A 20,554-nucleotide genomic window follows, 5' to 3' on the forward strand; every position below is an offset into this window, starting at 1 on the left:
CTGTCGGTGACGGTATCAGCACGTTCCGTCATCGCATGGCGGTGGCCTCGGTGGTTCCCCCCTCCCCAACCCGAGGCCACCGCTTCTCACTCCTTCGACAGTCAGGAGAAGCGATGCGCGACATGTTCCAGCCCGCAGGGTTGGTGGCGTACTGGCGGCCGGTCGACGGTGTGCGGCACGGGTTGTCGCCGACCGAACCGCCGTTCCCCGGACAGGAGCGGGAAACCCTTTGCGGCACAACCGTGACCGTCGTCAGGACGACCGAACTGGACTGGCTCTCCCCGACCTGCGCCGCTTGTTGGGACGAGTCCCGGGCGCGCCGCGACGCGGCGGAACGAGAGGCCGGTGCCCAGTGATCGCAACCGTTCTCGTCTTGGTGCACGCGGCAGGCAACCTGTTGGCTTTTCTGGGAGTTACCGCAGCAGCATTCGCGGTGGTCGTGCTGCTGCTGCCGTTGCGCAGTGGTCAGGGCCAGCACTCGAGTTCAGGACCGGGATCGGTGATGGCATGGCAACTCATCGACGCGGCAGCACCCGAACCCCAGGACCCCGAGCCTCCCGACTCCCGTCCCCCAGAACCCATCGAGTGGCCAGCCGAGGAGTACATCGGCCGTCATCGACTGCTTCCGCAGACATGAGGTTGCGTTTGTGATCGGTGGCAGGCTAGCCGCCTAAGCGCGCATCAGTGCCCAAGATGCGCAGTCTCGCCACAAGACAGGAGTTAGATCTTGGCCTTCAGCCATCGCCTAGCCACGTCGGAAGACCTGCCCTCGATTGTCGAGATCTACAACTCGGCGATCCCGAGCAAAGCGGCAACCTGCGATCTCGAACCGATCACCATCGCCTCCCGGGAAGAATGGCTTGAAACCTCGGACCCCCAACGGCGGCCCATCTGGGTTGGCTACGAAACCGATGCTCCACACGCAGTAACCGGATACCTGTCCTTTGAACCGTTTCTCAACGGGCGCCAGGGGTACGACGTAACAGCCGACTTGGCCGTGTACCTACACCCCGATCACCGTGGCCGAGGGCAAGGTACGTATCTGCTGCGCGAGGCGATCGCCCACGCCCCGAAGCTCGGAATCCGAAACATCGCCACAACGATCTTCGCCAGCAACGAGTCCAGCATCCGGCTCTTCCTCTCCCACGGGTTCGAGGTGTGGGGCCGACTCCCACGCGTGGCCGACCTCGACGGTGTGATCCAAGACGTCATCTTCGTTGGACGCCCGGTTGGCGAGTGAAGCCACACGTCCAGGCGGTAAAAGACCTCGGAGCCCCAGGCACGGTGAAAAGCCGCCTTCACAACACCCTCCGTCGTCCGGCCGGCGTGCCAAGCGCCCGACCTGGCTTGGTGGGGTCGTGAGTGCGTAGACCGGTTGGAGCCGGTTTTTGCACTCACGACCACGCTCGTGCGCTAGAAACCCTCCCCGGCCATGGGATTCTGTGGCTACTGGTGACCCGGGGTCTGGTGGTTGGGGGTTGTTGAGGCTGGGACGTCTTCCGGTAGGAGTAGGCAGAGGTCGTCCATCGTGGGGTCCGTGACCGAGCGGGTTCGGCGGGCGTGGTTGGCGATCGTTTCGTCGAGGACTTGGCGGGCGTAGCGGCCGTTTCCGAAGGAATCGCCTCGGCTCATCGTGGCGAAGTGGGTGCGCAGGGCCGCTACTGCTGGGCCGGTGCATTCATAGCCGGTGTCGGTGGCGTGCTGGTTGACGATGGTGACCAGTTCGTCCGGGGTGTAGTCGGCGAAGCGAACTCGGTGCGAGAAGCGGGACGACAGGCCGGGGTTGGCCGCGAGGAAGCCTTGCATCTCCCGTTCGTAGCCCGCCGCGATGACCACTACCTCGTCGCGGTGGTCTTCCATCAGCTTCACCAGGGTGTCGATCGCCTCACGACCGAAGTCCTGGCCGCTGCCGCGGCTGGATGACAGCGTGTACGCCTCGTCGATGAACAGCACGCCGCCGCGCGCGCGGTCGAACGCCTCGGTGGTGCGCCGCGCGGTGTGACCGATGTACTCGCCGACCAGGTCCGCGCGCGCCACCTCGGTGACCTGCCCCTGCGCCAGGACACCGAGCGCCGCGAGCAGCGAGCCGTACAGGCGGGCCACCGTCGTCTTACCGGTGCCGGGCGGGCCCGCGAAGATCAGGTGCCTGCTCACCGACGGAACCGGCAAGCCCGCCGCCTGCCGTCGCCGCGCCGAGGTGAGCAGGTCGACCATCGCCGACACCTCCGCCTTCACCTCGTCCAGGCCGACCAGGGCTTGCAGGGTGCCGAGCAGCTGCTCGATGCGTTCGTCGTCCACCCGACCTGCGCCCGCACCGACCGACGAGCCGGGCAGCGGCCCGAGGTCGTCCGGCAGCAGCCTGGTCAGCGCGACGTGCCCGGCGTTGAGGTCGTCGGCCAGCCGGTAGGCCTGGCGGCCGAGCATCTCCTCGAACACCTTGCGGGCCGTGCGACCGTTGCCGAAAGCCGCGTCGCGCGGCAGATTCGTGAAGTACGCGTGCAGCGCCGACCTGGTTTCGAACTCCAGCCGGTAGTCGTGACCGCGGCACAGGCCCTCGACGATGGTGACCAGTTCCGCCGAGGAGTAGTCCGCGAACTCGATGGTGCGGGAGAAGCGCGAGGACAGCCCCGGGTTCGCCGCGAGGAACGAGCGCATGTCGTTGGTGTAGCCGGCGACGATCACCACGACCTCGTCGCGGTGGTCCTCCATCAGCTTCACCAGCGTGTCGATCGCCTCCTGACCGAAGTCCGGGCCGCCACCGCCGTTGTTGCCCGCCGACAGCGTGTAGGCCTCGTCGATGAACAGCACGCCGCCGATCGCCTTTTTGAACATCTCGGTGGTCTTGATCGCGGTGCCGCCCACCACCGAGGCGACCAGGTCGGGCCGCGCCACCTCGACCAGCTGGCCGGAGCGCAGCACGCCGAGCGCGGTGAGGATCCGGCCGTAGAGCCGGGCCACCGTGGTCTTGCCGGTGCCGGGTGCGCCGGTGAACACGAGGTGCCGGGACAGCGGCGGTGACGGAAGTCCGGCGGCTGCGCGACGCTCGGACATCTGGTGCAGCCGCACCAGCGTCTCCACCTCGCGCTTGACACCGTCCAGGCCGACGAGCGCGTCCAGCTCCGCGAGCAGGTCGTCCAGCTCCTCGGTGTCGCCGGGCTCGGCCGGCGCCGGGGCCGAGTCCGAAGTGGACTCCTCGACCAGCGCCGGTACCTCACCGCCGGGCAGCCGGACGTCGGTACCGAGGTTGCGCTCGGCGACGCAGCCGCTCACCTCCACCGGCTGGTCGGAGTGCACCGCAATGCCGTCGCCCAGGTTGTCCCGCACCCCGCAGGCGGTGATCGAACCGTCCGCGTGACCGCGCCACACCACACCGGTCTGGCATTCGCGCACCTCACCGCCGTCGATGGTCAACCGGGCCTGGTCGGTCGCGAGCAGGCCGGTGGCGGCGGTGCTGACGACCTTGGTGTCGCTCACCGTCACCGCGGCCTGCCGCTCGACCAGGACGCCGTTGCCCGCACCACCGGTGATCTCGCAGGCCACCAGCCGGATCGTGCCGTCCGCACCGGCGACCACGGCGTCGTGCCCGGTGCCGGTGAGCACGCACTCGGACAGGTCGGCGGTCGATCCCTCCAGCACCTGCACCGCGTGCCCGCGCGCGCCGTCGACGGTCACCTGCTCCAGCTCGACGGCGGATTCCTGCACCACCACGACGGCCTGCGCGGTGGTGTCACGCAGACGGCAGTCGCGCAGCACTGGGCGCGAACCGCTCGCCGACAGCACGCCCACACCATCCACAGCGGACAGTTCGGTGCCGGTGACGATCAGCTCGCTGCGCTCCTCGACCACGATCGCGGCGCCCGCGATGTCGCTGATCCGGCAATTGCGCAGTTCACCGCGCCCGCCGTCGGCGGCGAGCACCGCGCCCTTCGCCTCGGTCACCGTGCAGTCCACCAGGACCGGAACACCGCCAGAGCGGGCGACCACCGCGGTGGTGCCCACCGAGGTGACCGTGCAGCCGGTCAGCTGGGCCGCTCCCCCGTCGAACGCCAGCACCCCGGCGCCACCCGGATTGCGCACGGTCGTGGTGTCGGCGCGCAGCTGAGTACCGCTGCGGACCACGACCGCCACCTCCGAGTTCGCCGCGACCTCGCATTCGCCCAGGTGCAGTGCACCGGATTGCAGATCGACCGCCACTTCGCCGTCGGAGTGCGCGAACTCGATGCCGGACACCTCGGCGTGCTCGGCGGTCACCCGCAGCACCGGGGTGCCCGCCGCCTCGATCCGCACGTCACCGGGCGAGCCGGAACCGGACAGCGTCACGTCGCGGTCCAGCACGATCGACTCCGGGTACACGCCGGGCCGGATCGCGATGACGTCGCCGTCGCGCGCCGAGCTGATCGCGTCGCCGACGGTGCGGTAGCAGTCCGGCTCGGTCGGCGAGACGCCGAGCACCGAGCGGACTCCGGACATCCTGCTCGTCACGATGGGCCCTCCTGGCCGGTCGAGGTCAAGGCCGCGCGCACGCGGTGGCGGGCGAGCGGGCACAGGCGACCGCCCGGCCTGCCGGCCAGCGCGTGCCCGGCCAGCTCCGCATCGGGCGCCAGCTGGTAGCGGTCGAGGTAGTACTTGGCGGCGTCCGACCACACCCAGGTGCCGTCGGAGCGCAGGTCGGCCGGGACCGCGCGGGTGCCGGTGAACACATCGATCATCAGCACGTCGGCGGTCAGCACGACCTCGCCCGCGGTGAGGAAGTCCAGCAGCCGCCTGCGTTCGGCGGGGTCCACCACGAGCTCGTGGCCGGGGTCGAACCACGGCCCGGCGGCGGTGGCACCGTCGAAGGTGCGGGCCACGCGGACCTCCGGGCCCGGCGTCGCCGACCACAGCAGCGTCGCGGCCAGCAGCGCGTTCTCGTGGTAGGCGGGCAGGACGTCGCCGGGTGCGAACACCTCCACCCGCGGTGAGTCCACCAGGCCCGCCAGCGCGTTGTGCCCGGCCGTGGTCGCCGCCGTCGGGTCGCCCTCGGACTGGATCAGGTAGACGCGGTCGGTGCCGCCGCGGGTGGTGGCCCAGCACGCCTGCGCGCCGGGCTCGGCCCGGATCGCGGCGAGCACCGCGCGGTCGGCGTCCTCGTGACCCGGTTCCGGTGCGAAAGTGTGTTGTGCCTGCTGGGGTTTCGCGTCGCCGAGCAGAGCGAACAGGCCGTCGAGGCGGTCGGTGTCGGCGGCGGCGTGCGCTTCGCGGGCGATGGCCAGCCAGCCGTCCGGCACCTGACCGGCCAGCGCGAGCAACTCCTGGTGCTGGATCACCGGTTCTCCCCTCATGCCGCGGGCAGCGGGCCGAACCACCTGCTGGTGGCCGGCTGGTTCGCGATGTCCGCCCGCGCGGCAGCGGCGGCGCGGAGCCTGATCAGCGCCGCGTCGCGGGCGGTTCCGTCCTCGGCAAGCAGGATTCGCTCGGACTCGACGGCCAGCACCCGCAGCCGGGTGTGCCCGGAGAGCACCACGTCACCCCGGTGCGAGATCTCCGATTCCTCGGTCGGCTCGTCGAGCAGCCCGTCCAGCCGGCGGCCGGTGGTGGTCCAGATCAACGCCTCGGCGGGTCCCACCGGCTCGGTGCCCGTCGCCGGGGCGGCGACCACCGGGGTGGGCAGCCGGAGCACCGACTCCGGCTGCACCGCGGTGCCCGCCGGAATCCCGCGCACCACAACGGTTCGCACCGTCGGCAGCCGCCGCAGCCCGTCGGCTAGGCACACGTAGAAGTCGGTGTCGTACTCGCCGACGGGGTCGTCGGCGAACACCCGGACCACGGCGAGCTCGGCCATCAGCGCGGCCCGGTCCTCGGAGGCGAACCGCATGCCGGGCCGCTCGGAGAGGAGCCGGGTGACCGCGCGGGTCGCGACGTCGTAGCGCGAACCGAGAGCCGCGCGCATCGCCCGCCGCTGCGCCGCCGTGCTGCGCACGTCCTCCGGCACCTCCACCGCCTGGACTTCCGTCTGCGGCAGGTCGCGCTTCGGCAGCAGCCCGGCGACCGACTTGGCAGCCGGTTCCACTGTGGACTTCTCGGTGGTGCTGGCTGCCACGGTGGCGGGCAGCGCTTCGACCGGAGCAGCCTCCGCGCTGGTCTTGGTCTCCGCGGGCCGCGTCGAGGCATTCGACTTGGTCTCGGTCGGTGCGGGCCGCGCCGAGGTGCCCGACACCGGTGGGACCGCGCTCGCGGAGCCCAGCGAGCGGAAGTCCGCCGAGCTGGTCGTCGCGGGGATCGATCGGGTCGCTGCGCTGGGCTCCGCCGGGAGTGCGCGGGCTGCCTGGTCGTTGGTGGCTTCCGGCTCGGTCGCCTCAGTTGCGGACCGCACCGCTGCACCGGACTCTGGCTGGTCATCGACCGCACCCGACTGCGCTGCTGTGCCGGACTGCGCGCGAGCCGCCTGGTCCTCGGCGGGAGCTTTTGGTTCGGCCTTCGGCATGGGTGCGGTCATCTCGACCTGCCGCACCGGCTGCGGCGCAGGCGCGGACCGGGTGTCGAGCTGACCGATCCACGGCGGCTGGCCGCTCGGCGGGGCTGAGCGCGGGTGCCCCCACAGCGGCGCGTCGGCCGACGGGAGCGCCTGCGGTCCCGGAGCTGGCATCGCGGGCTGGACCGGGGCTGCTTGCTGGGCCGCGGCTGGGGCCTGGATTGCTTGTTGTGCCTGCACAATCGGCTGCACCGGAGCCGCTTGCAGGATCGGGAGTCCGAGCCGTGTCGAGGCGGGCGGTCGCGGCTGTGCAGGGGGCGTCGGCTCCGCTGGGACCGGCTGCAGCACCTGCGGCAGCTGGATCTGCTGCTGCATCGGTGCCGACGAGGCCGGTTCGGCCGGTGGCAGCTCGGAGGCGATGTCCAGGAAGTCGCTGGCGGCGGGACTCCGGACCTCGTTCTTCGGGGTGGGCCGCGCCGGTACTGCGAGGATCGGGGCGACGGGCAGGATTCGCCCGTCGGGAGTCACCATCACCGCGCCCTTCGGCGGAGCCACCGGCTGTGGCGTGCCGCTCACCCGGCTCGGCGCGGTGTGCTCGGGGACGCGCTCGATGCGGTCCGCGGCTTCGACGTCGGCCAGGACAGACGGGTCGCCGACCGGGACGATCCGCAGGTTTTCCCTTGCGGCGTCGGGGAGTTCACGCACCAGGCGGTTGAACGCCGCGAGGGCTTCCGGTGACACCGCGTGCTCGGCCGCGAAGACGACGTCGGCCGTCGGGCCGGGATCCGCAGCGGTGACGGCTTCGTCGAGGTGCACCGCGTCGGGCCGCACGACGAGTCCGCGCGGCACCACATCGACGCGCCAGCCTTCGGTCAGCCGGTACGAGCCGGGCTCGACCATCGCCAGGCCCGCCGGAGCCAGCCAGCGGTCCAGCACCGGCGGGCCGTCGTTCCGGTACACGCTCTCCACCGCGAAGGGCCGCCAGCGGGCCACACCCTCGTCGTCGACCTGCACCAGACCATCGTCGCCGGGCACGCCGTGCGCCACCCGCACCGGTGCACCCAGCTCACCGGCCACTTCGCGGATCAGCTCGCCACCGCCGAAGCCGTAGCAGGCCAGGACCGCTCGGTCCCGGCCCTCGTCCGGCAGCTCCCGCAGCACTTCGACCACGGCGTCGGCCGTGGGCGGCGGCTCTCCCGGCGTGCCGAGCACCACGTACATCCGGTCGCGGTCCGGGGCCTGCCGCAGCAGACGGTCATCGGTCCGGGGCGGCGCATCCGGTTGCCGGAGCCACAGGCCGACGGGCAGGTGAACCAGGTGGTCGGCCGGGTCCGGCAGCCCGTTCTGCCACCACGGTGCGGGGAACCGCGCGCCGATGCGGGTGCGGCGGCCGTCCGGCCGGAACGACACCCACCCCGGGCTCTGGCCGGGGACGAACAGGCTGCCGTCGTCGAGGACGACGGGATCGCCGTCGGGGGCGGTGACCTCGACACCGAGGCGTTCGGCGAGCAGCTTCGCGGGCGGCAGCGCGCCGTTGCCGCCCATCGACCCGAAACCCGGTGCCACCACGCACAGATCGCCGTGCGTCTCGTCGGCGAGGTCGGCGGCGACCCACGGGTCGAGCCGCTTCATCGCGTCGAGCGCGGAGCTGCCGACCACCACGAAGGTGCGATCCCGCTTCGGCGGCAGGTTCGCCGCCAGCAGGACAGCGGCGCCGTCCGCGTCGAGCCGCCCCACGACCAGTGCGTGTCGAACGCGCTCCACGGTGATCGACTCGTCCACTCCGCCTCCTCCGCTCTCTGGAGGACACGGCTCCGCGCCCCGCAGGAGTTCACTGCCCTCGTGAGCGACGATGGTCGTTCTTACGACCTGTCTTCGCTCACGAAGCCATCAGCTCTCCGTAGCGCCTACTCGTTCCGGGCGGCCTCGGGGCGGGAACTTGAGTTCTTCGAGGCCGGGGATCGGCTCGTCCTCCAGTTCCGGGTATTCGGCGTCCGGGCCGATCACCAGGGCGATCAGGTCACGGTTGGTCAGGGAGGCCAGGTCGGCGGCGAGTTCGGCGGTGATGGCCGCGCCGACCAGGCGCAGGCCGCCGAGGCTCGGGACGAGGCGGCCGTTGGTGCCGGGCACCGGGATTTCCTCGCCCGCTGCGGCGGCCCGGCGCATTTCGTGGGCCAGTTGCGCTCGCTCGTACTCGGCGGTGGCGTAGGCGTCGGCGTTCACCGGCGGTTCCGGTGCCGGTACCGCGTCCTCGACGTAGTTGCCGTCGGCGTCCAGCGGGATCGCGTAGACGCGGTCCAGCCAGGAGAAACCATTCGTGGTCGCGGGCCGGATCGTGCCCGCTTGAGCGTCCACGATGGACACTTCGCCGTGGTGGTTGACCACGTTCCACGCGTGTCCCCCGCCGCTGCGAGGGAAGCCGATCACCAGGGCATCGGCGCCGTGGCCGGCCCGGGTGACCCGGTCGATCACCTCGGCCAGGCCCGACGGGCCCTGGCCGAACAGCTCCGGCGCGTAGCCGAGGCCTTCCGCGGCGGCCGTGCCCGCGCTCTGCGGCACTCCGCTCGACGCGATGCCGGCGACCCGCGGGTTGCCGTGATAGGTCTCGTGGAAGGCCAGCGCCGCGTCGACGCAGTTGACGTCGCGCCCCTGGTCGGAGCGGCTTCCGTTGATCAGCTCCGCGAAGCTCGCCGGGTCGGCGAAGCGGGTGCCCGGCGGCACCGCCGCGAGGAGCTGGTCCGTGTCGCCCTGCGCGGGCGGCACCAGCCGCTCCGGAATCGGCCGTTGGTGGGACGGCTCGTAGGTGGTGACCGGTCCGTCTTCCTCGAACTCGTCGCGCGACCGCTGCCGCGATTCCGTCGGCGGATCGTTCACGACGGGTTCGCTGCTGGTCCCGGACGTGTCGTGCTGCTCCACCGGGCCTGCGACGGCGTCGGTGTACTGCGTCGACCGGACCGACGCGCTGTACTCGGCGATGAGGTCCCGGGTCAGTTGCTCCGCGCTGTCGTAGCCGTCCACGTGGTGGCGGTAGGCGATCATGTCGATCATCTCGTCGTACAGCGCGGACGGCAGAGTGCCTTGATAGGCGAACAGCAGGATCACCGCGTTCATGTTCGGGTCCATCCGCTGTTCCTCGGTGAGCGCGAAGAGTTGATCGCGGGCCGTCTGAACGCGGTTGGCCCACGGCGGCACGATGTCCTGAGTGGTTGCGCCCGGACCGGCGAACCAGTCGGCGAGCCTGGCGCGGTCGGTGTGGTTCATGCCGCGGAACCAGTCGTGGAAGTCCTTCAGCGCGCCGTTGCCGAACTTGGCGTCGAGTTGGTTGAACGCCGCGCGGGCGTGCGGCGGCAGCGACTCGTGCCAGGCCTTGAAGTCGTTGCGGTGGCCCACCTCGACGGTGAAGTCGTACGCCGAGTCCAGGAACGGCTGGACGAACTGGTTCGCCTGCTGGAACGACCCCGGGGCCTGCACGAGCCACGGCGGACCGACCACGTGCGCGTCGGTGATCCGCACCCGCACCTCGTCCGGACCGACCGGTCCCTCGTTGCCCTGCCACTGCCGGGGCTCGTACAGGTCGGCTTCGGCGAAGCCGCCGAAGATGCCCGCGTCGTTGATCCACTGCCGGACCGGGACCACGCCCTGGTACGGCACCGCCCGGTCCGCCCCGACGGCGCCCGCGAAGTCGTAGGACATGGCCGGGTCGAGCACCATCTCCACCGGCGGGAAGCCGTTGCCCATGTCCACGCTGACCAGCGGGGCGACGTGGTAGGACCAGTTGATGGCACGCGGGTGGTCCGCGGTCGCCCCGTAGGCGTTGGCCGACATGGTGTGCAGGCCCTGCTCGCCCCTGCTCATGAACACCTTCCGCACGTCGACGCCCCATTCCTGCAGCTTCGAAGCCCACAGGTGCGCGCGGATGTAGCAGCCGTCCTCCGGGTGCCCGGTCGGCATGGTCACGGTGCCGTGGACGGGGTGCTCGAACGTGTCGGCGGCCAGCTGGGCGTAGAGCTGGTGAGCCTGCTGGTAGGAGATGGCGCCCTGCTGACCGGGCAGCACGATCCCGTCGGAGATGAAGTTGCCCTCGGGGTCCAGCGGGATCGCGAAGAGCTCGCCCGCGCCGGTGAGCAGGTCCGGGGTCGCGGGCATGATCGTGCCGGAGAAGGCGTCCACCACGGACACCGAGCCGTTGTGGTTGACCACGTTCCACGCGTTCGCCTGCCCGTCGGGCTGGAAGGCGAAGAGCAGCGCGTCCGAACCGTGCCCGCCGCGCGTGACCCGGTCGATCACGTCGGCCAGCCCGTCCGCACCGCGACCGACCGGCGTGGGCGGGACGCCCAGCTTGTCGGCCGCACCGGTCATGCCGCCCTGCCCGGGTTCCAGAGCGCCGTCGGAGATCTGCGGCGAACCGTGGTAGGTCGAGTGGAACGCCAGCGCCGCGTGCACGGGAGTGTTCCCTTGGCCCGGCCCCTTGCTGATCAGGTCGGCGAAGCTCTCCGGAGCGGCGAACCGGGTACCCGGCGGCACCTTGGCGAACAGCTCGGAAGCAGCCACCAGGGACGGCGAGCCGATCGCATCGGTGTGCGGCGGCGTGAACGCGGGCGGAGTGCTGCGAGCGGTGGTCGAACCGTCCGGGGTTTCGGTCGCAGCCGGATTCTCGGTGCTCACCGGATTCTGGGTCACCGGCGGTGTTTCGGTCACCGGAGTTTCGGGCAGCGGCACCTCGGTCGCCGGTACTTCGGTCGCCCGGGTGTCGGTCGTGACCGGCGTTTCCGTCACGACCGGCGTCGCCTCCTGATCGACCGGAACTTCAGACGTCACCGGGATTTCAGTCGTCTGCGTCACCGGTGTTCCGGTCGTGTTCCGGTCGACCTGGACCTCCGACGTGGTCTCCGGCTCCGTGGTCTCCGGCTTCGGCGGCTCGGGCAGGCCCGCCACCGCCTCCTGGACCTCGGAGTTCCCGAAGTTCAGCCCCGGATCGACGGTGTAGGTCGTCGGGCGCATGTCCTTCGGGAGCTTGCCGATGAAGTCCTTCACGTTGTCCAGGGTCACGCCCGGGGCGACGTGCAGGTTCCGGCCCGTCGACGCGTTCGGCGCGGGCTGCCCGGCGGCCGGGTTGGTCTGGCCGGGCGGGTGGATCGTCGCGCCGCGGGTGTTGCCGGTCAGGCCGTAGGTGGCCTGGTCACCGGGCAGCTTGCTCGCGTGGTTCCACACGTCGTGGAGGGTGATCAGGCCCTTGTCCAGCGCGGTGTTCTCCCAGACGCGGACGTGCAGGTCGTCGTGGGAGGTGATCTTCACCGAGCTGTCCTGGGGGTGGCCGTGCCCGCTGAAGAGGTCCTTGATCGCGGTGATCGGCTGGTGCGTCCAGTTCGATCCGTGCACGTGGGCGTCGGAGTAGATGTCGGCGGTGTCGGCGCGGAACAGGTATGACCGGCCTTGGTGCTTGACGCCGGTGGTCTCGCCGTCCTTCGAGCTCTGCGCGTTCGTCTCGTCGTTGCCCACAGTGCCGGACGCCGGCGGGAGGACGATGACATAGGTCGGGCTCGGTCCGGTGGCCTGGTGGGTCTGCGAGCCGTAGCTCGACACGGAGGGCCCAAGGCTCGTGGTGACCGTCTTGGTCTTGCCGTCCGCCGTGGTGATCTCGCGTTCCCGGGTCAAGTTCATCGTCGTGTCCTTGGGCAGTGCCGCGACGAAAGTCAGGTTCTCCGGGCGGACGTCACCGGAGAGCTTGAGGTCGAACAGCGAGTCGTAGAGCGGGTGCTTGGTGCCGAGGGTGTTGCCTGCCTGGTAGTCGCCGCCGGTGAACATCGTGTTCGACGCGTTGTGCAGCGAACTGCCCTTCGTCATGCTGTGCGCGACGTACTCCGAGTTGCTGCCCGGCCGGGTGAACTCCGAGGGCGTCTGCGTCGCCGCGGCGATCTGGTCCGCGGTCAGGTTCCCGTTCGGCAGCTTGCTCGACAGCTGCGCGTACACCGCGTCGTGGACGGCTTTCGCGGTGTCCGCGCCGATCGACTCGATGCGGAACGCGTCGTCCGGCGTGAAGCCCGACGGCCGCTGCTGCCGCGGCCCGTCGAGCACCTGGATCTCGGGCTGCTGCGCCGGTTTCCGCAGCGCGGGCGAGGCGTCACTGCTCGGCGAGACGAGGTCGACCTTGCCGCTGAGGTGGATCGGCGCGTCGCCGACGCCCTTGTCCAGGTTCACCACGTGCTTGGGGATGCCCGCGCCGAGCGTGTCGATCCCGGGCATCGGCTGCCTGCGGCGGGTGATCTCCAGCTCGTAGTCGACCAGGCGGGTGTCGCGGCCGACCTTGTCGTTGTCGACCCTGGTGGTCATCTTCTCGCTGCCGCTGCCCGGCAGGACGTCCTCGGTCTTCCAGCTCTTCCCGGCGCCGAACACCTGCGGGGTGAACGCACCGGAGGAGGTGCCCGGGTTCGGCGGCGCCTCCTGCACCTGGCCGTTCTCGTCCGGCTGCCCGGGCGGCACCGACGGGGTCTCCGCTTTGCGCACGCCCGCGTTGATGGCGCCGTTCACCGACCAGCTGGTGCTGTTCTTGTCCTGGTGGGAAGTCGTGACGTAGTTGGCCAGGTACAGCTTGTCCGGGGCGGTGCCGTCGGTCTGGGACAGTGCGAGCGGTCCGGTCACCTGCTTCGCCTTGACCCGGATGTCGACGACGTCCTCCACTGCGGAGCCCGGGTGCGGCACCGAGATGAGGCCGGGCTGTCCGGCCAGCGGATCCTGCAGCCACTGGTACCCGGCCGAGGTGTTCAGCATCGCGTTGACCTGGTCCAGGACCTCGCGCTGGTGCTCGGCGTCTTTCACCCCGATGTCGGTGAGCCGGTCGCGGACCTCGCCCATCGGGTCGTCGCCGGTCAGCCGCGCATCGGTCACCGAGGTGTCGCTGTAGGAGGCGTATTCGCCGGGGCCGGTGAGCACCGTGTGCGACGGGTTGCTGATCTGCTCCTTCGCGCTCGGTCGCATGGCCGAGAGTTCCGGCGGTACCGGCAGGTCGAGTGCCTCGAACATCGCGATGGCCTGGTTGACCGGCACTTCCACCTGCACGCCGTTCGGCTCGTCGACGTTCACCTCGTCGGGCCGCGGCCCGGGTGCGTCGGCGTCGCCGAAGTTCCCGCTGCTGACCACGCTGCGCAGCGCCATGTCCGCCCAGTACCGGTAGCGGACGTCCAGGGTGATCAGCGCCGTCGGGCCCGTGTACTCGGTTTCCTGCCTGCCGCCGGAGGTCAGGTCGAGCGCGTGGCTGCGGCCGTACTTCCCGCCGCCACTGAGCAGTCCGCCCAGCATCGAGCCGACCTGGCCATGGCGCCTCGGCATCACGTTGCCGATGATCTCGAGCTCGCCGCCGAGGCCCCAGGACTTGGTGCTCCCGGCGACCTGCTCACCGGCCTGGTTGCGCTTGAGCGTGCTCTCCGCGCGGACGTCGACCAGCCGCGGTGAGTGGTAGGTCGCTTCGCCGTTGAGCGTGCCGTTGTAGTCCTGCGCCCGGCCCTCGCGGAACATCGTGCCCGTGCTGCTGGCCAGGTCGCCGAGGCCCTGGGTGGCCGTGCCGAAGCTGCCGACCTTGCCCTGGAAGTCGCGCACCGCGTCGCCCCCCGTGGTGCCGGGCCGCGTCAGCTCGGAGCTCTTGTACACGTAGTCGGTGGACTGCTGCGCGCCGTTCGCGCCGTTGCGCGTGTCGGTGAAGGTCTTCTCCGCCCACGCGGGCCAGTTCCCGCTGCCCTTCGGGGGTTTGCGGATCGTCGTGCCGTCGGGCTGCGCCGCGTCGGGCACCTGCTCGATGCGCTTGGCCAGCGCGAGGTCGACGGCTTCGGTGTTGTTCGGCGTGATCCGCACGTTCTCGACGTTGGTGTAGTCGCCGAACAGCTCGGAGGTGACCGGTTTCGACGGCAGCGCGGGCGGCGGGCCCAGGTAGGTGCCGGACTGCGTCGTGCTGGCGGGCAGCGGTTTGGTGCCCCAGTTCAGCTTGTCGGCGGCGGTGGACACCCGGATCGCGTCGTCCACCCGGCCCCGGTGGATGTTCGGGTTGGTCACGTCACCGCCGGCCAGAGCCTGTTCCACCTCGGCCTTCGACGGGCCGTCGTAGCGCGCGCCGGCCTTGGGGCCGAACAGCATCCGGTCGCCGAGGAAGAAGTGCTGCGCCCAGTTCGGGTTCTTGGTCGACCCGTGCACGACGACGAAGTCCAGCGGCCCCTCGTAGTCGCGCATGTCGCCGCCGTACTTGGCGGCCCGGCCGTCCTTGCTGGTGTAGCCGGACTTGTTGGAGATGCCGGAGTCCCAGTTCACGGCCAGGGCCACCCGGGGTCCCGCGTACGTCTGGGTGGGGCCGCCCTGGTAGGGGTTCGGCAGGCCGTTCTCCGGTGTCGCCTTCGGCGCGTCCGGGTTCGGGCTGTCGGTGCCCTTGGGCCGGAACGCGCCGCCGACGCCGATGCGCGCGGTCCGCGACGATTTGTAGCCGCGCTGGAATTTGTCGCTGTGCTTGACCTCCGTGGTGACTTCCTGCTGGCCGGAGGGCATGGTGCTCTCGGGCACGGCCGGGATCGCGTAGATGTCGACGAAGTGCGTCCGGCCGCCCTTGACCCAGGAGGCGTGCGCGCCGCCGTGCATCGCGTCGTGGATCGTGTTCTTCGCGACCTCCGGGGAGCGGAACTTGTCGTTGATCGCGTCCCGGCCCTTGTCGCTCAGCCCGTTCGGGGTGTCGCGGACCTCGCCGGTGACGAAGCCGGAGACCTGGTCGCGGTCGACGAACTTGATGTCGTCGCGGCCGAACCGGTACGGCTGGTCGGCGTTCGGCGTCGGCGTGCTCGGCTCCGCGAGGTGCGGCGGCAACGGCAGGCCGAGGTCGCGGGCCTGCCACACCGGCACCTGAAGCTGGGTGCGCACGGTGCTCTGCGGCTGGCCGTCGGCGGGGTCGGTGTGGCCGTCGCCGACGCGCATGTCCCGCGAGATCTCGTACACCAGCTGGTGATCGCCGCTGATCTGGGTGACCGAGTCGTCCGTTCCCGGGGTGCTCCCGTCGGTTAGACCGCTGCTGAAGTCCACGAATCCGCCGACGTAGAATTCCGTCTTCCCGACGTAGGGACCGCCGCCGACGCTCGCGTCGCTGCCCTTGGACGTCTGCCAGCTGCGGCCCAGGCTCACCGCGCTGGTGCTGTCCACCGACGTAGTGCCGACGTAGGTGACCTGCGCGTCGCCGACCGGCACGATCGTCACCGGTTTGTCGCCGATGGTGGTGTGGGCGGGGTTGCCGTTGCCGGCGAACAGCTGGTTGGTCAGGCCGGCCGAGGCGTCCCGGGAGTTGCCGAGGACGTTGCCGAGCGGATCCGGAATGCTGGCCAGCACCGGTTTGACGCCCGTGAAGTCGGCGTCCGGCAGCGGGGCGGTGATCCCGTCGCCGCGGGTGATCCCGGGTGTCCGCAGTCCGGCGTCGATCGAGGTGGTCAGCTGCCTGCCCGGGACCGAGAGGCCGAGTTCCATCCGGGTGGGCACGTAGCCGCGCGAGTTCCCCGAGTTGTCGGTGAACGTCAGCCCCGAGTCGAACCGCTGGGAGCGCTTCACGGCCCCGCCGACGTAGACCATCGGGCGCACCACCGTGCCCGTGAGGTCCAGCGGGGAGATGAACAACAGCGGGATGCGGATCGGGATGCTGGTCGAGGTCGACTCGGACTGCGGTCGCCCGCTCTCGTCGGAGTGTTCGGTGGACTTGGTGCTCGGTTGCTGGTTCGGCGGGGCGGCCCTGGTGTCGTCGGGCCGGTACAGGTCGGGGCTGACCGCGATGTCCGTACCGGCGACCTGGATCGTGCCGTTGCCGATCGCCGCCACCAGGCCGGCGTCGCTGAGCGCGCCGATCTCCGTCGCCACCTGGTTGCGGTCCGCGCCGGTCAGGTCGGTGAGCGCATCGATCAGCCCATCGCGCGGACCGAGCCGCTCGAACTGCAGCTCCGATTCGTGCGGGAGGAAGGACAGCTCGGTGAGACCTTGCTCGTACTGGCCCTGCGCGGCGGCTTCCGTGGCGTCCTTCTTGGCCTTCGCGGACTGTTCGGCGGCGTTCTCGGCGTTCTGCCGGGCATCGGCGGCCGCGGTTTCGGCGGCGCGTGCCTGCTCCCGGAGGGCGTCGATCTCGGTCCGGATGTTCTCGACCCGGTCGATGGCGTCGTTGTGCTGCTGCTGGGCGTCCTGCGCTCGGGTGGTCAGGTTCTCGGCGTTGTTCCTGGCGTCCTCGATCCGGCCGTCGAGGTCGGCCAGCTCGTTCTTCAGCGCTTCGGCGCGGGTGTCCCGGTCGACGCGTTGCTGGTCGTTCTCCGGGCGGGAGAGATAGAGATCACCCAGGTCGCGGTCGACGGCGTTCCGCTGGTCCTCCAGCGTTGTGCGGCCCTCGTTGGCCTGGTTGGCCTGCGCGGTGAGATCGTCGGCCGCGGTCTTCGCGGCGTTGGCGTTGTTGACCGCGTCGTTGAGGTCGTTGAGAGCTTGGGTGGAGCGGTTCGCGGCGTTGTCGACGGTGTTCAGTGCGTCCTGGGCGTTCGTGTTCCCGTCGGCGATCGTGTTGATCGCGCTGGTGGCCGTGTCCCTCGCCGCACTGGCCTTGTCGTAGGCGGTGTTCGCCGCGTTCGCGGACTCCTCGGTCGCCTTGGCCCGGTCCAGGTCCTGCTTCGCGTTGGCCGCGGCGGCAGCGGCTTGCGAGTGGGCCTGGTCGGCCGTCTTGAGGCGCTCGCCGAGGAGGTCCGAGGATTCCTTCGACCCCCGGACCCCGTCTTCCGCCTTGCGGATCGCGTTCGGGTCCGCTTCGAGGGTTCGCGCCCCGCCGAGCTGGTCGCGCGCGTCATCGAGCCGCTGCACCGCGTCCGCGTGCCGATCACGGGCTTGGGTGAGCGCTGCCGCGCGGTCGATGCGGTTCTGGTCGGCGACGTCGAACCGCTGCTGCGCCTGCGCGGTCCGCTGCGGGTCGGGGCCGAAGGCTTCCCGGGTGGCGATCACCGCGCCGTGCGCTACCCGCGTCGACCGCTGGATCGCGCCCAGGTCGCGCCGGGCCTTGGCGCCGGCGGCGTTGATCTTGCCCAGATCCGATTCGATCGTCTGCCGGGTCGCCGTGGTGTCCCGGGCGTTCCGCGTGGCCTCGGCGACGAGGTCGGCGAACCGATCGTCCTGGCGGGAGTCGTTGCTCCGGGTGTCGTCCTCCAGGCCGGTGTTCTGCTGGTCGTCGTTGTTCTGCCGGACGTCGGTCGGGGTGGTGTCCTGCCCGTGGTTCTGGTCGCTCTGCTGGTCGGAGTTGTTCTGCTCGGTCGGCTGGACAGCGATGTTCGGGTTCTGCCGGCTGTTGTCGGTGCGACCGGTCGACAGCGTCGACATCTCGTAGCTCTCCGGAGCGGTCCGCGAGCTCGTGGCCTCCGCTTCCGGCAGGCCGATGCTCGCCGCGACCTGCTGCGGCGACAGCTTCGAGCTGCTGTCTTCGCGGTTCGGCGTCATGCCCGGAGCCGTCGTCGACGATGACGTCTTCGGCGTGCTCCCCGTCTTCGGGGCCTTCGAGTCCTGGCCGGCCCGCTGCGTCGTCGACCGCGTGGACGGCAGCGTCGTCGACGAACCCGCGGTCGTGGTGCCCGGAGTCGTGCTGGAGCCGGACGTCTGGCCGGGGTTCTGCGTCGACTGGACGAGCGGAGGTGTCTGCTGCCCGGAGTTCTGCTGCTGCGCCGGAGGCGGCGTCTGCTGCTGGGTGGGGTTCGACGTCTGCTGCCCGGCGTTCTGCTGAGCCGGCGGCGTCTGCTGGCCGGGGCTCGGCGGTTGCTGCTGAACGGGATCCGACGTCTGCTGAACCGTCGTCGGGGTCTGCTGCACCGAAGGAGGCGTCTGCTGGCCGGAGTTCTGCGACTGCTGAACCGGATTCGATGTCTGCTGCACGGGCGGCGGGTCGTCCTGCGACGACTGCACCTGCTCGTCCGGCGTCTGCTGGACACCGGTCTGTTCGACGACCGGCGGCGGGTTCACCTGCGGCGGCGCGGTGGTGTTCGGCTGCCGGTTCGGGTCGTCCTGCCGCACCGGGATGGTCGTGGTCTCGGTGCTGCTCTCGTGGTCCGGCGTCTTGGCCTCCGGCTGCGGCACATCGGAGGTGGTCCGCCCGTCCTGCTGCTGGACCGGTGGCGGCTCGATCCCCGCAGGTGGCGGCAGCTGCGCGCCGTCCTGCTGGGTCCCGGACAGTCCGCGGTTCGGGTCGGGCGTCGTCCCCGTGAGGTCCACATCGTTCGTCGTGCCAGGCGTTTGCTGACCGGTGTGCACGTCCGAAGGCGCAGTGCTGGTCTGGTCCGAGACCTGCGGAGGAGCCTCGACCGGATTCGGGTTGGTCTGCGACGCGGTCTGGTCGGCCGAGTCCGACGCAGTCTGCTCGGCCGGGTTCGACGCGGTCTGGTCGGCCGGGTTCGACACAGTCTGGTCGGCCGGATCCGACGCAGTCTGCTGCTGGTCGCCGGTCGGGTCGACCTGGTTGCCGGAGGTGTTCTGGCTGGTCGAGTGGCTCGGCTGCTCGACGGTCGATCCCGATGTCTGCTGGCTGCCGGTCGAATCGTGCTGAACCGGCGGCGGCTGGTTCTGGACCACCGGCGGGTTCTGCCCGTTGGTGGCCCCCGGGGTGTTCCCCTGCCCCGTGCCCGGGGTCGTGGTGTTCTGCTGCCCCGACGTCGAGGTGCTTCCCTGCGGCGGATTTCCTTGCGCACCAGGCGTTTCGACCGCCTGGCCAGTGCCCGGCGCTGTGGTGTTCTGCTGCCCGGACGTCCCCTGCGTCGAACCGGAGCTCTGCGACGGCGACTGCGAGCCGCCCGGCAGGTCCTGACGGCTGCTGCTCTGGTTCGGCGGTCCCTGCGGGCCGGACCGATCCGTCGATTGAGCAGGCGGCACGTTGCCGGTGCCCGACGTCGGTGCCTCCTGTTGACCGGACGATCCGGTCGTCTGGTTCGTGCCGCCCGAATTCCCGGTCACCACGTTCGGCGGCTGGTTGCCGCCGTTCGTCTGAGCCTGCACCACCGGCGGGTTCTGCCCGCCCGCACCTGGTGTCTCGGTGCTCGGACTCGTGGGAGGTATCGAGCCCGCGTTGTCACCGCCGGAGATGTCCCGGTTGTCACCGGAACCGCCGGTGTTCGTGGCATTGCCGCCCGAGCGGTCGCCGTTGCCGCCGGGCCTGTTCTTCATGGCGGAGGCCAGCTTGTCGCCGAGGGCCTTGCCGCCCGCGCTACTGGCGCCGGATGCCGCACCCGCCGTCGCGGCGTACGGGTTCATCTCGAACTCGCCCTCGGTGGCGTACTTGTACAGCGCCTCGGTCATCACCTCGTGGAACGACTCGGTGCTGATATTCGAGAGCACCCTCGCGCCGTTCTTGGCCCAGTCCTTGCCGAACTGCTTCGCGAACGCCGCGTTCAGCGCGCTGTTGAGCCCGCTGCCGAACAGCTTGCCGAGGCCGCCGATCGGCAGCGCCAGCGCCGCGCCCATCGCGCCGACGCCCGCCGCGTTCTTGGTGTAGTCGGTGTTCCACTCGGTGCGGGTGCCCATGGCGAACTGCGACACCTGGGCCACCACGTCGATGAGCAGCTGGAACGCGATGCTGAACACCGCCGTCGAGAGCACCTGCATCAGCACCCGGCGAAGCAGGGTCTGCATCATGAATCGGACGACGGCCATCCGGGCTGCCAGCCACGCCATCGTCGCGCCGCCGGTGAACGGCGCCATCGCGGTCGCCCACGCGATCTCGGCGATCAACGCGACCAGCGAGGCGATGGTGACGATCTTCATGTACTCGACGTCGAGGGCGAGGTCGGTCAGCGTCTTGGCCAAGCCGTTGAACAGCTCCGCCGCGGTGGAGATCAGGTCCTCGCCCTCCACGAACGGCGCCATCCGCTGCACGAACGCCTGCGCCGCCTCGCCCGCGAACTCCGACCGGATGGCCTGGACGGCGCTGCGCAGGCCGGGGCCCAGCTCCGCGAGGGTCTGCGCCGCCGCCGTCCACTCCGCCGCGAGCGCGCGCAGCTGGTCCTCGTTGGCGTCCGGCCACTCCTCGCCGGTGAGCACCTGGAACAGCTTCGCCACTTCGGGGCTGACCACCATCGCCATGACCGG

6 protein-coding genes are annotated in these 20,554 nt (G+C 70.6%); 2 read left to right on the forward strand and 4 right to left on the reverse strand.

What is annotated here, in order from left to right:
- The first annotated feature begins 113 nt into the window (after window positions 1-113).
- Together ACWCO2_RS22580 and ACWCO2_RS22585 are read left to right on the forward strand one after the other, a co-directional pair.
- Window positions 114-356: a zinc finger protein gene (locus ACWCO2_RS22580; RefSeq protein WP_450129733.1), complete on the forward strand. Its 243-nt coding sequence runs from the start codon at window positions 114-116 to the stop codon at window positions 354-356.
- Window positions 357-727: 371 nt separating this feature from the next.
- Window positions 728-1,240, forward strand: a complete 513-nt coding sequence (locus ACWCO2_RS22585) for an N-acetyltransferase family protein (protein ID WP_450129734.1) — start codon at window positions 728-730, stop codon at window positions 1,238-1,240.
- A 206-nt stretch (window positions 1,241-1,446) separates the two neighbouring features.
- Here the strand turns inward: ACWCO2_RS22585 and ACWCO2_RS22590 are convergent, their stop codons facing one another.
- The 4 genes from ACWCO2_RS22590 to ACWCO2_RS22605 all read right to left on the reverse strand — a co-directional run bounded on the left by ACWCO2_RS22590 (window position 1,447) and on the right by ACWCO2_RS22605 (window position 20,548).
- Window positions 1,447-4,482, reverse strand: a complete 3,036-nt coding sequence (locus ACWCO2_RS22590) for an AAA family ATPase (RefSeq protein WP_450129735.1) — start codon at window positions 4,480-4,482, stop codon at window positions 1,447-1,449.
- Window positions 4,479-5,306, reverse strand: a complete 828-nt coding sequence (locus tag ACWCO2_RS22595; protein WP_450129736.1) for a hypothetical protein — start codon at window positions 5,304-5,306, stop codon at window positions 4,479-4,481. The genes ACWCO2_RS22590 and ACWCO2_RS22595 overlap by 4 nt, the downstream gene beginning before the upstream one ends.
- Window positions 5,307-5,317: 11 nt before the next feature.
- Window positions 5,318-8,233, reverse strand: a complete 2,916-nt coding sequence (locus tag ACWCO2_RS22600) for a hypothetical protein (protein ID WP_450129737.1) — start codon at window positions 8,231-8,233, stop codon at window positions 5,318-5,320.
- Window positions 8,234-8,341: 108 nt separating this feature from the next.
- Window positions 8,342-20,548 (reverse strand): toxin glutamine deamidase domain-containing protein, encoded by a 12,207-nt coding sequence (locus ACWCO2_RS22605; protein ID WP_450129738.1) that lies wholly within the window; start codon window positions 20,546-20,548, stop codon window positions 8,342-8,344.
- Between the last annotated feature and the right edge of the window lie 6 nt (window positions 20,549-20,554).

It is taken from the genome of Saccharopolyspora sp. NPDC002376, assembly GCF_053593195.1.

Excerpts from the sequence above, each read along its gene's own strand:
- ACWCO2_RS22580 (WP_450129733.1), top strand. The coding sequence starts at position 114 with ATGCGCGACATGTTCCAGCCCGCAGGGTTGGTGGCGTACTGGCGGCCG.
- ACWCO2_RS22605 (WP_450129738.1), bottom strand. The coding sequence starts at position 20,548 with ATGGCGATGGTGGTCAGCCCCGAAGTGGCGAAGCTGTTCCAGGTGCTC.